The sequence below is a fragment of the Candidatus Methanodesulfokora washburnensis genome (assembly GCF_003947435.1).
Classification (GTDB): Archaea; Korarchaeota; Korarchaeia; order Korarchaeales; family Korarchaeaceae; genus Methanodesulfokora; species Methanodesulfokora washburnensis.
In genome coordinates, this window is sequence record NZ_RCOS01000144.1 from 1 (window position 1) to 13,680 (window position 13,680).

The 13,680-nt window shown below is 40.5% G+C and carries 11 protein-coding genes; 6 read left to right on the plus strand and 5 right to left on the minus strand.

Annotated elements, in window-relative coordinates; all coding sequences use genetic code 11:
• Positions 1-830, minus strand: an 830-nt coding sequence (locus D6D85_RS12460) for a DEAD/DEAH box helicase (protein ID WP_161969863.1), incomplete at its 3' end; no start/stop codon positions are given.
• Positions 831-1,018: 188 nt separating this feature from the next.
• Entirely contained in the window at positions 1,019-1,327 is a 309-nt protein-coding gene (locus D6D85_RS12465) for a hypothetical protein (RefSeq protein WP_125672371.1), read from the minus strand.
• Between the two features lie 96 nt (positions 1,328-1,423).
• On the opposite strand from D6D85_RS12465, the gene D6D85_RS12470 reads away from it, so the two are divergent.
• Positions 1,424-2,707 (plus strand): AlbA family DNA-binding domain-containing protein, encoded by a 1,284-nt coding sequence (locus D6D85_RS12470; RefSeq protein WP_125672372.1) that lies wholly within the window; start codon positions 1,424-1,426, stop codon positions 2,705-2,707.
• Here D6D85_RS12470 and D6D85_RS12475 read toward each other — a convergent pair.
• Together D6D85_RS12475 and D6D85_RS12480 are read right to left on the minus strand one after the other, a co-directional pair.
• Positions 2,607-2,996: an ATP-binding protein gene (locus D6D85_RS12475; RefSeq protein ID WP_125672373.1), complete on the minus strand. Its 390-nt coding sequence runs from the start codon at positions 2,994-2,996 to the stop codon at positions 2,607-2,609. The two genes, D6D85_RS12470 and D6D85_RS12475, sit on opposite strands and share 101 nt — an antisense overlap.
• A 4-nt stretch (positions 2,997-3,000) precedes the next feature.
• Positions 3,001-4,266 carry a DNA double-strand break repair nuclease NurA gene (locus D6D85_RS12480; RefSeq protein ID WP_125672374.1) on the minus strand — a complete coding sequence of 422 codons (1,266 nt, stop codon included), beginning with the start codon at positions 4,264-4,266 and terminating at the stop codon, positions 3,001-3,003.
• 292 nt (positions 4,267-4,558) lie between these two features.
• Between D6D85_RS12480 and D6D85_RS12485 the strand changes: the two genes are divergently transcribed.
• The 5 genes from D6D85_RS12485 to D6D85_RS12505 all read left to right on the plus strand — a co-directional run bounded on the left by D6D85_RS12485 (position 4,559) and on the right by D6D85_RS12505 (position 13,387).
• Positions 4,559-4,891 carry a hypothetical protein gene (locus D6D85_RS12485; protein WP_125672375.1) on the plus strand — a complete coding sequence of 111 codons (333 nt, stop codon included), beginning with the start codon at positions 4,559-4,561 and terminating at the stop codon, positions 4,889-4,891.
• Positions 4,878-6,983 carry a ribosomal protein L13e gene (locus D6D85_RS12490; protein ID WP_125672376.1) on the plus strand — a complete coding sequence of 702 codons (2,106 nt, stop codon included), beginning with the start codon at positions 4,878-4,880 and terminating at the stop codon, positions 6,981-6,983. The genes D6D85_RS12485 and D6D85_RS12490 overlap by 14 nt, the downstream gene beginning before the upstream one ends.
• Entirely contained in the window at positions 6,964-11,778 is a 4,815-nt protein-coding gene (locus D6D85_RS12495; RefSeq protein WP_161969864.1) for a DEAD/DEAH box helicase, read from the plus strand. The genes D6D85_RS12490 and D6D85_RS12495 overlap by 20 nt, the downstream gene beginning before the upstream one ends.
• A 98-nt stretch (positions 11,779-11,876) precedes the next feature.
• On the plus strand, positions 11,877-12,728 hold the full coding sequence (locus tag D6D85_RS12500; RefSeq protein WP_125672378.1) for a hypothetical protein: 852 nt from the start codon (positions 11,877-11,879) through the stop codon (positions 12,726-12,728).
• 248 nt (positions 12,729-12,976) lie between these two features.
• A complete protein-coding gene (locus D6D85_RS12505) occupies positions 12,977-13,387 on the plus strand; it encodes a hypothetical protein (RefSeq protein WP_125672379.1) in 411 nt (136 codons plus the stop codon).
• A 76-nt stretch (positions 13,388-13,463) separates the two neighbouring features.
• Here the strand turns inward: D6D85_RS12505 and D6D85_RS16475 are convergent.
• Positions 13,464-13,680, minus strand: a 217-nt coding sequence (locus D6D85_RS16475) for a hypothetical protein (protein ID WP_161969865.1), incomplete at its 5' end; no start/stop codon positions are given.

The window sequence follows — 13,680 nt, forward strand, 5'->3', positions numbered from 1 at the left end:
CACATGGAAAGATACTGGTGAAGAACCTCCTCCAAGCATCTAGCCTTGTGGGATGGCCTGCTGGCCAGCTTTTCTATCTCATCAATCCGTTTATTTATAGCTTCCAGTATCCGCTTTTTATCCTCAGTTAACTCTTCTTTATCCTTCTCAGCATACTTTTTGCAGGATTCATGGAGACTTTTTATTCCGTAACACTCGAAGACATGAAGGAGATGTGTAGGGAAATCGTTTATAAGATTCATGTACAATCTTCTTTCATCCTCCTCCATTGGGGAATCGTAGATATCTCCTATGGCGTTGGGGCACTCAAACCCTCCTAGCCCCTCCAGCCTCTTGAAATCATAAACTAAGTGAACAGGTTCTATTTCCAGAAGGCCTTTCTTCACCTTTTTTGATGGAAGAAGCGCTGTAAACCCGGCTATTCTTGTGTTCTCAAGCTCCTTAAGAAGGTTTTCATATACCCTGGAGCCAAACGCATGGTGAACCTCATCTATTATTATGAGCTTAAAATCCCTCATCTCTTTGAGGCAGTTCAGGGCGGTGATGGGAGTTGATATTATCACATCTCCTCCCGGATTGCACCTCCCATCATACTGCACTGAGGCGTTGAGGTAACTTCCCCATGTTCTGGCCATCTGATCGCAGAGAAACCTTGTGGGCTCTATGACAAGGACCTTTCCCTTATCGAGGAAGGTCTTGGCAAGTGCCATCTCCACAAATGTCTTCCCGCTTCCTGTCGGCATCGATACAACAACAAAGTTTCCGTCCATTACATTCTTTACCTCTTCCAGCACCTTTCTCTGGTATTCCCTGAGGGGAATTTCCTGCATTGCAATATCTGACATGTTTTAAAGAAAAATTTTTAATTCAGGAATGAAAATTATTAGTATTCCTTCTTTTATTGTTTAGCTTATTATTAAAAAAAATAATCTTCAGATTCTCCAGTACACATAACGACTGTATACCTTTATCCTTTCAGCCCGTTTTAGCTAGCCGTCTTATTGTCTCTGTCCCCTCATTATCTAAAGTGTCCCTTTACTTTTCCGCAAATCCTGTCCAGATTTATACATATCTGCTTATCTCCGAGCTTGCCGCACCAAAGCCTGGGCTTTGGCTGCTTACTTTCTACTTCACATTTACACCATTTTTCGGTACGTTCTTCAAGTCTGTATACGGCCTTGATCGAGCTTGATCCAAGACTTATTCCAAAACTTATTTCATCAGGCATTGGTGATAGCGGTGAGTTTATAACTTTACATATACCTCTTTTTAAATACTTTCCTACTTCACTGAGTCTATTTCGGTCGTGATTTCTCCACATCCGCATAAGGTAAGAAACAGTGACCTGTCATATAAACTCCTTTTTTATATAAGCCTTATTTATATTGTCTTTGTCAGAAAGTGCATAAGGTGATCTCTTCGTATGGTTGAGGCAATAGATGAATATGATCAAATGCTTAAGGATTTTGAGAAAAGGAAAGATCAATATGGGTTTGTGGAGATAAGATGTGTATCAGTAAGAGGAAGAAATGAAAAAGGAGAGAGCATATGGATTGGAGTGGCAATCAAAGTTATTCCTCACAAGAAGGATGAAGAAAAAGGGGAGGAGAGAAACTATAACTACGGGGATGTGATCTTCAGGAGGATATATATTCTAGCAGAGGATTTCCTTAAAATCCTCAGAAATTCGAGGGAGACTAGGATACTTAGGATTCCAGGAGATCCTGAGCTCGAATATAGGATTGATGAATTGAGAAAAGAGATCATATATAGCCAGCATGCCCAAGAGTTTGTAATTGGAATAGAATGGCCCTGCATAAGATATTATTATTATTATTCAGGAAGTAGCTTTCCTAGCGGAACGATACACGAGCATGAACCTCTTGCTCGCCTGAACCTTCCATTTTATCCCTATTTTTCGATCGCTTTTGAGAACGAAATGGAGATGGTATGGAATAATTATTTTGGAGCGGAGATAATAATCCCCGACTATAGAGCAAGGATAAGAAGATTAAAGGTCCTTTCCGAAAAGAAGGTAAGTGTTGAGGTTGATACTTTCGGCGTATCTCCGGATGAGATTGCTGGAAAGTACTGCTGTGGTGTCGGAAAAACCTATAGAACCGGAAATTTTGATATAAAAAGTGGCATTATAGAGCTGGATGATGAGATAAAGTACATGCATGTTGTGCTGATATCAAAAGAGGAGGAAGTTCTAGACAGCCGGTGGTTTCCAACAGTATATGGAGGTCAGGTTGAGTTTGAGCCTACAGAGGAAAATCTAGAAAACATAATTTATCGAGGAGAAAATGAAAGAGTCGAGTTCAAGCTAAATACAAATAATAAAGAGAAGCTTCTTAAGACCATAGTTGCCTTCGCTAACAAGTCCGGAGGGATTATATTGATAGGCGTGAATGATAATGGAGAGATAAAAGGCTTTGAGTGGAAAAAGGAAAAGGAAGGAGAGCCTCTAAAGGATTGGCTATCTAAGAAGATCAGAGGAAGATGCGATCCTTCAAGCATAGACTTCGATGTAAAGGAGATCTATGTACGAGAGAAACCATTAACTCTAATAGAGGTGAAAGAAGGAAAGAACAAGCCTTATCTGCTTAAGGACAAATGTCCTTACATACGTGTCGGCTCAACAGACAGATGCATGACAAGAGAAGAGCTTGAGTGCCAGCTAAATAGACTGGTGTATTGGGTTTAGGTGCATACTTGGGCCTCATAATCCTACCATCCTCAAGATATCCTAGAACCTCTGCCACAGCTACTTCATAGCCGTATCTCTCCAGACCATTTATTCCAAGTGTTGCAATTTTCTCCCTAACAATGGGGTTTCTAGCACCGACTCCAACGACCTCTGCCAATACCACGTTCTTGCCAACTTCAACTTTCACATACTCATGAAGAGGAATATCCCCTTTTACCACCTTAAAGGGAAAACTCAGCGGGGTTGCACCATCCAAAACAGTGCCCACCTGCTCCTGAATTTCCATCAAATCACCTCACCATCAACTCCCTGAGATCACGTTTGGTCAAAACAGCCTTCAGCCCAGCTCTTCTCAAGGCTTCTATGATAAGGGGCTCGTAGCACTCCTTATAGATGTCAGTCCTGAACCTGACAAGGTCGTCCACATCAAGAAGAGGCTTAATTGTGAACGGCTCTGGGCTTAAGCTGTTCAATACTGCAATGACCTCCCTGAGCTTATCTGTTGATCCTTCTAGAAAATAATCGCCTTCCACAGAGCCCCAATCAGAATTTAATCCAAGAATCCAGCCTCCTATGTCAATCCTGTAAACGCCAATCCCATGCCAAGGCCTCCAATAAGACATGACAACTGGTGGCAGCTCACAAATCCTGTCAAAAGCCTCTGCAATTTTGCTGAACGGATTTCCTGCAGCTAATAGCCTTCTTCTGATCCTTGAATCCGCCCACCTTCTTGTTCCTGCTTTTATCTCCTCGCTCAAGTAGATTGGCTGTGGTGCTAGGACAAGTGGATACGTAAAACCTGACTTATTTGTGTAATCATCGAATATCTCCTCATCAGAGGACATTAACATCCTCCCAACCTCCTTGAGATATGCATCGCAGTTCTTCAACTGATCCCTGTTTTCAGAGAGTTTCTTCAAGATGTTCTTTACGCTTCTTACTCGTGACAGCTCCCTGCCTAAAGTGGGATTTTCCTGTGAGATGAAAGTGCTGAGGATCTTCACACCAAGATAGTTCACGAAGCTGTCCTTTGTGACTCCGATAAGCAGAAGCTTACGTTCAGCTGCCAGCTTGTAAAGATCATAAAATGCATTTAAGTACTCCGCATAAGCCTCAACTTCCTGATCCCCAAGCTTTACCAGAACTGGAGGGATTATTGGATAAAGATCGCCATCACATAAGGCCATCTGCACTTCACTATAGCTTTCTAGAGCTCTTTTTAAGCATTTAAACTCCAGAGCCCTCATGTAAAGTGAGATACGCTTAAGCCCATGTCCAACCCTCAAATCTACATCGCAGATGTCCCCGATCAGATTATTGTGGCTGTAAACGTTGGCAATAGCCCTAGCTACAGCAGCTCTAACTCCACCTCTGAAAGTTGTGTGGGCATAACTGCCGTCAGCTACAACAAAGCTAGGCGATTCCTCGCTCTTACCATCAAACTCATGCCAAAAAGAAAGGTAAACATCCCTAAAGGAATCGTCAAAGGCTATGGATATAGAACTCAGCTTGGAAATCTCCGTCAGAAACATCTGGAAAAACGAGTCCTCGGCCATTTTTCAACACACCCAAGTGCACTTAACTCATGAATTAGGAAATGGTTACTTTAAACATTTCTGTTCTTGTTTCAACGTTCTTTAATTTGCTGAATACTGCTCTTTAGAGAATTGCTTTTAAGGAAGCTCTGCTAAACTGATTGTTTAACATAAAAGGTTTCCATATCACGCTTAGCTGCCTAGAATTGTGAGTCTTACAACAGCTATGTAGCCACCCAACATCAGGTACATTCCTGAATTTATATTTGAGCGAAACCCTTATAACCAGCTAGCTGGCTTTTATTATTTCTTGATGAATATATCAACTCACGAGAAATATAAGGAAAACGTCAAACCCACCTTCTTTGGAAAAAATGAAAGATTAAATCTAATAGAAGAGGAGAGTATAAGAGAAAGTATATACATTCCCAATTTTCTGGGTACTATTTTAGCATTTATTCTGATCTTCAAGGCAGAAAAATTCATTAAAACAGCTGAGAAGAAAACGAAAGAAATATGGCTAGAAACGGGAAATAAGATGCCTAGAGAAATGAGAATAAACATCAGTAGAAAAATCCGAGGCTATCTTTTCCATATCTGTTCAAATAGAGAGCATAGAGGAGGTGAAAACTATGGAGATATTTAAAATAATAATAAGACTGTTTAAGAAAATTTCTCATATATTTCAAAAGAAGGGATCATATCCAGAAAGTCAGCCCACAGAGCAAGAGAATGAACCTTCTGCTGTTATAGAGAGTGAAATAATTGAGGAAGGGACTTACAAAGGAGCAGAAAAAGAAATCAAAGAGGAACTTATAGGCAAGCAGGAAGAGAAAGAAGAACAGAGAATTCCTGAAGAAAAGAGGGTGAAAAAGCCTCGTATGAAGAGAACTCCTACCGAAGAGAGTATAAAGACAAAAAGATCTGCTCACAAAGAGCAGAAGACAAGCCGTCTGATGAAAAAAGAATTGGATTTAGGCAAAAAGAGATCTGCAAGGAGAGTTAAGAAGCCAGAAAAATCGGATATAACCCTAAAGGAAAAAAGAGAGGAAGAATCACCTCAACTTTTTACGCAGGTGAAAGCACCATTTGTTGAGATTGATCTTGATAAGGCTAAAGTTTTCCTCGTGATCCCAAAACAAAGCATAAAGATGGAAAATTCCCCTGAAAAACAATTGAGCTATAAAGTATCCTTAGGAGATAGTGAGATAGAGGGACAGCTCCAACTTATCAACAACAATGGAAAATACTTGGAAACAGAAGAAGAGAGAATAGAGATAAAAGAAGCTATACAAAATTTTAAGGTTACTTATCCAGAGGAGCTTGGAGGTAATACTTATACTTATGAGCATAAGAGTAATTCTATTTATGCCTTTATCGCAGTTGGAGATAACTTAGGCAAGATGCATTACCTGTATGATAAAGAAGGGAACATTAACCCTCTTCCTCAAAAGGAAATTTGGATCCTTCTTAAAGAAGATCGCAAGATCAACATTGAACCAGTTATAGAGGAGGATAGATGGATCTGGGAAAAATACAGACCGTTGTGCATCGATCTAAGAGACAAGAGTGAATTAGTTATAAATGAAAAGGAACCTATACCCTGCGAGCCTACTTTTTCTATCGATAGCCAAGAGGTTATTTACGATGACTTCGGCGAACAATCGCCCATTTTTACAGGTAACAGCATTAAAATAAAAGCCCCGCATACAGAAACGATAAACAAAGAAGGATGGGTCGTTTGGATTCAAAACAGACAAGCAGGTTATAAAATTGTTTCTGATAACTGGTCAGGAAAAGATCCTCTTGAGCTGAGATTTGATAATTTGCCCTGTGAATGTGGGGAATTCCAAGTGGATATTTGTGAACAGAATGGGTTACCTGTTACCACGCTGTTCTTCCGATATATTCCATCCCTGCAATTAGATTATTCAAAGGAACTTGTCATTCCTGATCCTAAGAAGGGCCATAAAGCAGAGATAATCGAGGTTTCGCTTCCTTCAAAGGATTTTAAAATAGAGACTACAGAGCAAATAAAATATACTCCAAAGGGATACGAAATTAGCTTACCACCAGAGAGAGATTTCTTTAGGTTCTCTATCTACAAGGAGAATAGGCCGGAAACTAAGGTAAACTTCAGAATAACAGTCCCAAGATTAAAATGGAATATTTCAAAACCGACGGATTGGAAAGATATTCCACTGTGTTTGGAAAGAGAGAAACTACTTGCTGGCGAGGACCTATATCTTTACATTAATACAAATAGTTTTGTCAAGTACGATATTTTAGCAATACTTGAGACGAGTAACAAGAAACTCCAGGAGTCAAAGTTCGTTAAAAAAGGAAATATCTACAGTATATTATTAAATCAATTTTATGATAGTATTAAGGAAACCAAAGATAAAATTATGCTTAAGATTAAAATTCTCAAAGATGGGAAAGTTATAGGTGAAAATATCCCTGTTGTTTATTTCCCCAAAATAATACCGCCTAGACCTATCCCACGAAGATTAAGAGAGAGCATGGTGCGTGTGCGGCCAATTGTAAGGTGTGGTACAGGCATGAGAGAAGGTAGAGGCTTTAGTAAAGAGGAAATTATTCAGGCTGGGATGAAATTGGAAGACGCTAAGCGGTTAAATATTCCATACGATAAACATAGGAAGTCAGCATATCCTCAAAACGTCGAGATTTTAAGATCATTAATTGGAGGCGATGAACATGCCGATAGATCCGATTAAAGTTACGCAGAATATTCGTGAGGGATATATCCGGTATCTGACAAGTACTTTTCATCTTAGAGACGAAAAGCTTAGAAATAAATTCCGACAAGAAGTTGAGAACTTTTCCTTTACAAACGGTCCCATTCTAGAGGCAACACCACCTTTCAAAAGAGGATGCTACCTTAGAGATCTAATTAGAGAAGGATTGCTAAGCGATAAATTAGAGAGATTTATTTTTGATGCAATGGACTATTTACGGAATAATCCATTATACTTACATCAAGAGAAAGCTATTAGAAAGATACTTAAAGGCCGAAATGTAGTTATTGCTTCTGGTACAAGCAGCGGAAAGACAGAATGTTTCCTGATACCAATTTATAATCATCTTTTAAGGGAATATGAAGAAGGGAAGCTTACACCAGGAGTAAGAGCTCTTTTGCTCTACCCCATGAATGCGCTGGCTAATGATCAGTTGAGAAAGCTGAGAAGAATAGCAAGAGTAATGGAAGAGAAAATCCCTGAAGTTAAAATAACCTTCGGTAGATACGTTGGTGACACTCCTGAAACCAAAAAGCAGGGATTAGAGAAATTTAAATTGATGAATCCCAAAGAGGAGCCTGTAAAGAGCGAACTCCTTTCAAGAGAGGAGATGAGAGAAAATCCTCCTCACATCCTAATAACAAATTATGCGATGCTCGAATATCTACTTTTGAGACCAAAAGACTCACCTTTCTTTGACGGAGAATATGCAAGAAGCTGGAAATTCTTAGTTCTTGATGAAGCCCATATCTATAGCGGAGCAACAGGAATTGAGATGGCTATGCTTATTCGGCGTCTGAAAGATAGAGTCTGTAAAAATATGGAAGGTGATTTGCAGTGTATTGCAGCAAGCGCAACCCTTGTTAGGGAAGAGGAGGATTTTGGAAAAGTAGCAGATTTTGCAACAAAGCTTTTTGGAGAGAAGTTTGAATGGGATCCAGAGGATAGCGAAAGACAGGACATAATTAGGGGAGAAAGAATCAAAATAGAGAGCTCAGAGGCGGAGTTTAAGGCACCAGTTAAGTTATACTTAGAATTAGATAAAATCATTCAAAATACTCCCTCTCCTTCTTTGGAACAATTGTACAAGACCTGTGAAGAAAATGCTATTCCCAAAAGTATTTTAGATAATTCGAGAAACAATTGCAACAATAATCCAAAGAGATTTCTTTACGAAGTTCTTTCAAAAGATGAGATGGCAATAAAACTAAAGTCTCTGCTAGAAGAAGGAGCGAAGAGAATTGATGAATGCGCTAAATATCTTTTAGAAAAAGATAAGTCCTCAAAGGGAGAATGTAGCCAGATAATTAGCCTTATCAATGTATTAGTATGGGCACGCCCAGATGAAGATTCTTTACCTCTTTTACCAGCTCGTTATCATCTATTTGTTCGTGCACCAGAGGGAGTCTTTGTATCCTTTTACCCTGAACCAAGAATATTTTTAGAAAGAAGAGAGCTGACAGATGAGGGATATCCTGTCTTTGAACTCGCTTCTTGTCGGCGCTGTGGACAGGAGTACTTAGTCGGGGAGGTTGTGGAGGGCAAATTAAAGCATTCTTTTGCTGAGATAGATTCCCAAAGGAAGAATAGGTATTTCATGTTATGGAGAGAGGACATCAAACTAAAGGAGGATGAGGATCAGGAAGTAGCAGTTCCTGAAGAAATTGCTGAAAAGGGGGAAATATGGAAGCTATGCGTGAAGTGCGGGTCTATATGGAAAGATAAACCTACTTGTGATTGTAGCCATGAGAAAGGTTCCATAATAACTTTGATCGAAATAAATCCAAATGATACAATTCTTAATAAATGTTATTTGTGCGGACTGCGTTCCATGGATATTGTTCGTGAATTCATTTTCCAGAAAGATGCCCCCGCAGCAGTATTAGCTACAGCTCTATACCAAAATCTTTCGAAAGAGAATGTAAAGGAGAGAAAGATACTTACCTTTTCGGATAGTAGACAAGATGCTGCATTTTTTGCGCCATACCTGGATTTCACCTATAAAAGGATCTTATTCAGGCGTTTAATAGTCGAGGCCTTGAAAAGAAACCGATTAGAAGATTACAGGCTAGAATCTTTGTGCGAAGATGTTCTACAGCTTGGTGAGAAGAGCAATGTGTTTGATCCAGCGATGGGTAAGAAAGAAAGGAAAAAAGAAGTTTGGAAATGGATACTTCAGGAGTTCTGTGGAATATGGGATAGGAGAAATTCTCTAGAAGGAGTTGGATTGATATCGTTTATCCCGATATTTCCTGAAAACTGGAGGCCTATTAAGGAACTCCAAGAATCACCTTGGAATCTTACAGAGAACGAAGCAAGAGCATTATATCAAACATTACTCAACTCCATGCGCTTCAATATGGCTATTACTTTTCCTGACGATGGACCGGATCCCAAGGATGAATTCTTTAGCCCAAGAAATAGAGAATACAAATTCAGAGGGGAAGGTTCTGATGTCAAAAGAGGAATCTACTCCTTTATACCATCTCAAGGCAGAACTAATGCAAGACTTGAATATTTAGAAAAGTTGTATAGGAGAATTACAGGAAAGGAAGATGAAAACGGTGAGTGCCGGAAACTATTAGGAAAAATATGGGAGGATTTGAGAGATAACTGGACTGATAGAGGTATCCAGAGATTTAGCAACTCAAGAGATGGTGTCCTTTACAAGCTTGATTATAGATATTGGAGAATAATCCAGCCGGATACTTCTTGGTTTATTTGCGATCGCTGTGGCGTAATTGTACCCTCAAGCGTACGAGGAGTCTGCCCAACGTTTGGCTGTAATGGAAATCTCATTCCAATAGATAGTCAAAAATTTGAAGATCTTGAAAGAAACCATTACCGCTATCTGTATACTCACTTGATACCCATAGGAATGACTTCACACGAGCATACAGCACAGCTCACCACTGACTATGCTTCAAATGTCCAGCAAAAGTTTATAAGAGGGGATATCAATATCCTGAGCTGCTCAACTACATTCGAGCTAGGAGTAGATATTGGAGAATTAGAAGCTATCTTTCTACGTAATGTCCCACCAGAACCATCGAACTATATTCAGCGTGCAGGAAGAGCAGGAAGAAGGCTCGACACTATAGGATTTATCCTGACTTTTGCTCAACTCCGTTCTCATGACCTTACATACTTTAAAGAACCAGAAAAAATGGTTGAGGGAAGAATAAAGCCACCTGTTATTGAACTCAAAAATGAGAAGATAATTTCCCGTCATCTTTACTCTATTGCAATTGCAGATTTCTTCAGAAAATTCAGCGATTATTTCGGGGACGCAGACTCGTTTTTCAGACTTGAAGGAGGTGTTTCTGGCACAGATAAAATAAAGGAGTACCTTCTCACAAAGCCTGAATCCGTCTTGAAATCGTTAAAACGGGTCATACCTGAAGATTTGCAAAAAGTTTTTGGAGTTGATGATTGGAAATGGGTTGACAGCCTTGTTGGCAAGGAAGGTGTCCTTACAAAAGCGGATGAGAAAATAAGGGATGAATTTACTCGGCTTGAGGAATTTTATAGATTAAAGGAGGAAGAATGGAATAAAACCCGAGATCAGCAAAAAAGAAACAAAATAAATGCCGATATGAACTGGGCAGAAAAAAGAAAGGAGACTATTAAGAGAAAACAGCTCATAGATTTCTTAGCATCTCATGCAGTTATCCCTAAGTATGGTTTTCCGGTGGATGTTGTCGAATTGGACATTCTATCACATCAGGAGGCTGCTAAAAATATTCAACTAGAAAGAGACTTAAGCATAGCTATTTCAGAATTTGCACCAGGTAGTCAAGTAGTTGCAAACGGATATGTTTGGGAAAGTGAAGGGCTGAAAGTTGTGAGAAACAGGACATGGCCAATTTACTGGTATGCTACTTGTCCTAAATGCAATAAATTTTTCATGCAGAGTGGAACAATAGAGGAAAAACCACCCTCTTTCTCATGTGATGTTCATGGACCTATTTCACGAGACTATATACATAGATTTATTACGCCTATATTTGGTTTTGTGACCTCCAAGGATTTTGAACCAAAGAAACCAGGCGAATCAAGACCAAAACATGAGTTTACCACAAGACCATACTTCTTCAGTTATAAGGAACCAGAGGAGAGAATATTCACTATAGGCAGATTTAAGATTAAATGCAAGTACTCCTCCGATGGAGAACTAGCTGTTATCTGTAAGGGGAAGAGAGGCGGATTTTGGGTATGTTTTGATTGTGGTGCAGCTTTTCCGGAGAGAAGAAGAAACCATAAAACACCTTATGGAACGGATTGCCCATCTCCTTTGAAAGGTCCATTTCATCTTGGACATACCTTTAAGACGGATGTGCTTTCTATTTCATTTGAAGAGCCAAATATAAATGAAAACTATATCAAAGAGATATTTAGAGCTAAATCTATTAAAACAAATAGTAAATTTGTAGAAAGTTTCTGGTTATCCCTCTTATATGCAGTTCTTGAGGGTACAAGCCATGCTCTTGGGATAAAAAGGGAGGATCTGAATGGATGTCTTCATTCATCTGAAGGCAAAATTGTGCTAATATTATTCGACAATGTCCCTGGCGGAGCTGGACATGTAAAACGCATAATGAATGAGAGAAATCTTCATGAGGTCCTTAAGAGTGCTTTAGCCCGAGTCAAGAATTGCACATGCGGGCTTGAGACCAGCTGCTACGGATGTCTTCGAAGCTATGAAAATCAATTCTGCCATGATCTACTGAAGAGAGGTGTTGTTTGGGAATTCCTTGAAAGAAACCTGGAATGACAGAGATAAGCAGACATGCTCAGCAGGTCACCTTCCCAGATAAAGAAATAATTTACAAAAGGATTAAAGTTTATGTATGACGCGGTTCTGGTGATGACATGAAAAAGGAGAATCTTAACCTGATAGCCAGATTGGTGAATGAGATATTTCTAGATCCGAGGGCTTTAAAACTGGCTATAGAGGTTCTTAATGAGGAAAAGAAGGAGGCAGGTCTATCACCATCGGATCTTTACTACATAGGAATGGCTGACACCGCATCATGGTGGTGGTGCGCCAGAAAGAGCATCCTGGCCAATAAGAAGATGGAACCCGAATTCTTTCTGGCACATCTTTCCGACAGAATAGAATATTCGATGATCCTCGGGTATCTGCCCGTGGAAAGCAGATCTCTGGAGGATATAGTTCCCAGGCTTCCGGAACTTAAGTGGGAGGACATTGAACATGTCCTGAAGATAAAATTCGAGGATCTTCAGGAGATATCTGATGAGAAAGCGGATCTTTTTGCGCTGATGCAAGGAGATACTGAGGCTAAAAGGGAGGGCATAAGGGCCCATTACAGGGTAGCAGAGCAGTATCCCACGATCAGATGGGCTTTCAGATGGAGGGATTTCATGGTCGCAGGGGTGCCGGATGGGATAACGGACAGTTTCGTCTACGAGTTTAAGACGACAAGGGATAAGTTTCTGCTGAACTATATGAAGCCTGTTGCATTCACCCAGGCCGATTTATATGCCCATTTCTTCAGAAGGCCCATGAAAAGAGTCCAGATATATCTAAGGGAAACGGGTGAGATGCTTACCTGGATAGAGGCTGCGGATGAGGAAAATGCAAGAACAACACTTGAGAAATTCAGGGAGGCTGTAAGGGAGAATAAAGCCCCGAAAATGCCTGTAAGCTGGAAGTGCAGGAAATGCGAGTTCAGGCAGGAATGCACCTCAAGCTTTGGCTAATTAAAGGGAAATATGGAGCGCATTGTGAGGAGTTATGAGAAACTAGAACACCTGTCCGAAAGAATTTGCCAACCTGAATACTAAATCAAATTTTTAAAGAGAACTTTCTTTTTGCAACGATGTCCGTGCGTAGCTGGATGGATTAGATTGTTTATTAAAGGTACCATTGCAAGGGAACAGAGCAGTCTCTTGAGATAACCTCTTAACTATCAGCTACAAGGGAATAATGGGAGCGTGAGGCTATGGATATGGGAAGAAGGATGCCTGTTGTCCTCTGGACCTCAGGGCATGAGATCCTTCCAGCGGAGGGGAAGGAGCTCAGGAGGATACTCGGGGACTTCGTGCTCCTGGAGTACAGGAACCCCATAGAAATAGGAGAGGAGCTCCTGGATATAGTCAGGGAGGTTAGGCCTGATATCGTGATAATCAGGGCACCCATCCCCGTTATAGCTAGTCTCTTGGAGCTGGGCAGGAAGTACGGGTTTGAGCTGTGGGAAGAGGAGATGGAGAGCGTGGGGCACAGTAGTCATCCGAGGTACGACGAGGAATGCGAGATACTGGTTCCCCTTGAGGACGGACAGCACGAGGTGATGAGGTTCAGGTGCTTCAACAGGATAAGGGAGATAAGATTGGTGAAAGAGCCCGTAATGGAGAGGTAAAGATCCTAAATGCCAGGGATCTCGGGTACATTTTAATACAGCTTATTTTTATTAAAATATCCAACATTCGGTATAATCAGCCTTCCTCATCCTTTTTGTGCCTAGACGGCCTCCAGAAGTCAGAGAAGTTTAGCTTGTCCTCCTCAGGCTCAGTCAAAATGTCCAGGTCGTTTACCCCCCTTGTGACCTCTATCCTTCTCTTCCTCATGTACGCCTCTTTCTTTATCCCCCTCCTCCTGTCCACCTTTCTCACCATTATTTTGGTGTCCTCTAAAACAGCCCTCTCGGAGTGC

Coding starts and splice junctions, on each gene's coding strand:
- D6D85_RS12465 (WP_125672371.1), bottom strand. CDS start 1,327: ATGCGGATGTGGAGAAATCACGACCGAAATAGACTCAGTGAAGTAGGA.
- D6D85_RS12470 (WP_125672372.1), top strand. CDS start 1,424: ATGGTTGAGGCAATAGATGAATATGATCAAATGCTTAAGGATTTTGAG.
- D6D85_RS12475 (WP_125672373.1), bottom strand. CDS start 2,996: ATGGAAATTCAGGAGCAGGTGGGCACTGTTTTGGATGGTGCAACCCCG.
- D6D85_RS12480 (WP_125672374.1), bottom strand. CDS start 4,266: ATGGCCGAGGACTCGTTTTTCCAGATGTTTCTGACGGAGATTTCCAAG.
- D6D85_RS12485 (WP_125672375.1), top strand. CDS start 4,559: ATGAATATATCAACTCACGAGAAATATAAGGAAAACGTCAAACCCACC.
- D6D85_RS12490 (WP_125672376.1), top strand. CDS start 4,878: ATGGAGATATTTAAAATAATAATAAGACTGTTTAAGAAAATTTCTCAT.
- D6D85_RS12495 (WP_161969864.1), top strand. CDS start 6,964: ATGCCGATAGATCCGATTAAAGTTACGCAGAATATTCGTGAGGGATAT.
- D6D85_RS12500 (WP_125672378.1), top strand. CDS start 11,877: ATGAAAAAGGAGAATCTTAACCTGATAGCCAGATTGGTGAATGAGATA.
- D6D85_RS12505 (WP_125672379.1), top strand. CDS start 12,977: ATGGGAAGAAGGATGCCTGTTGTCCTCTGGACCTCAGGGCATGAGATC.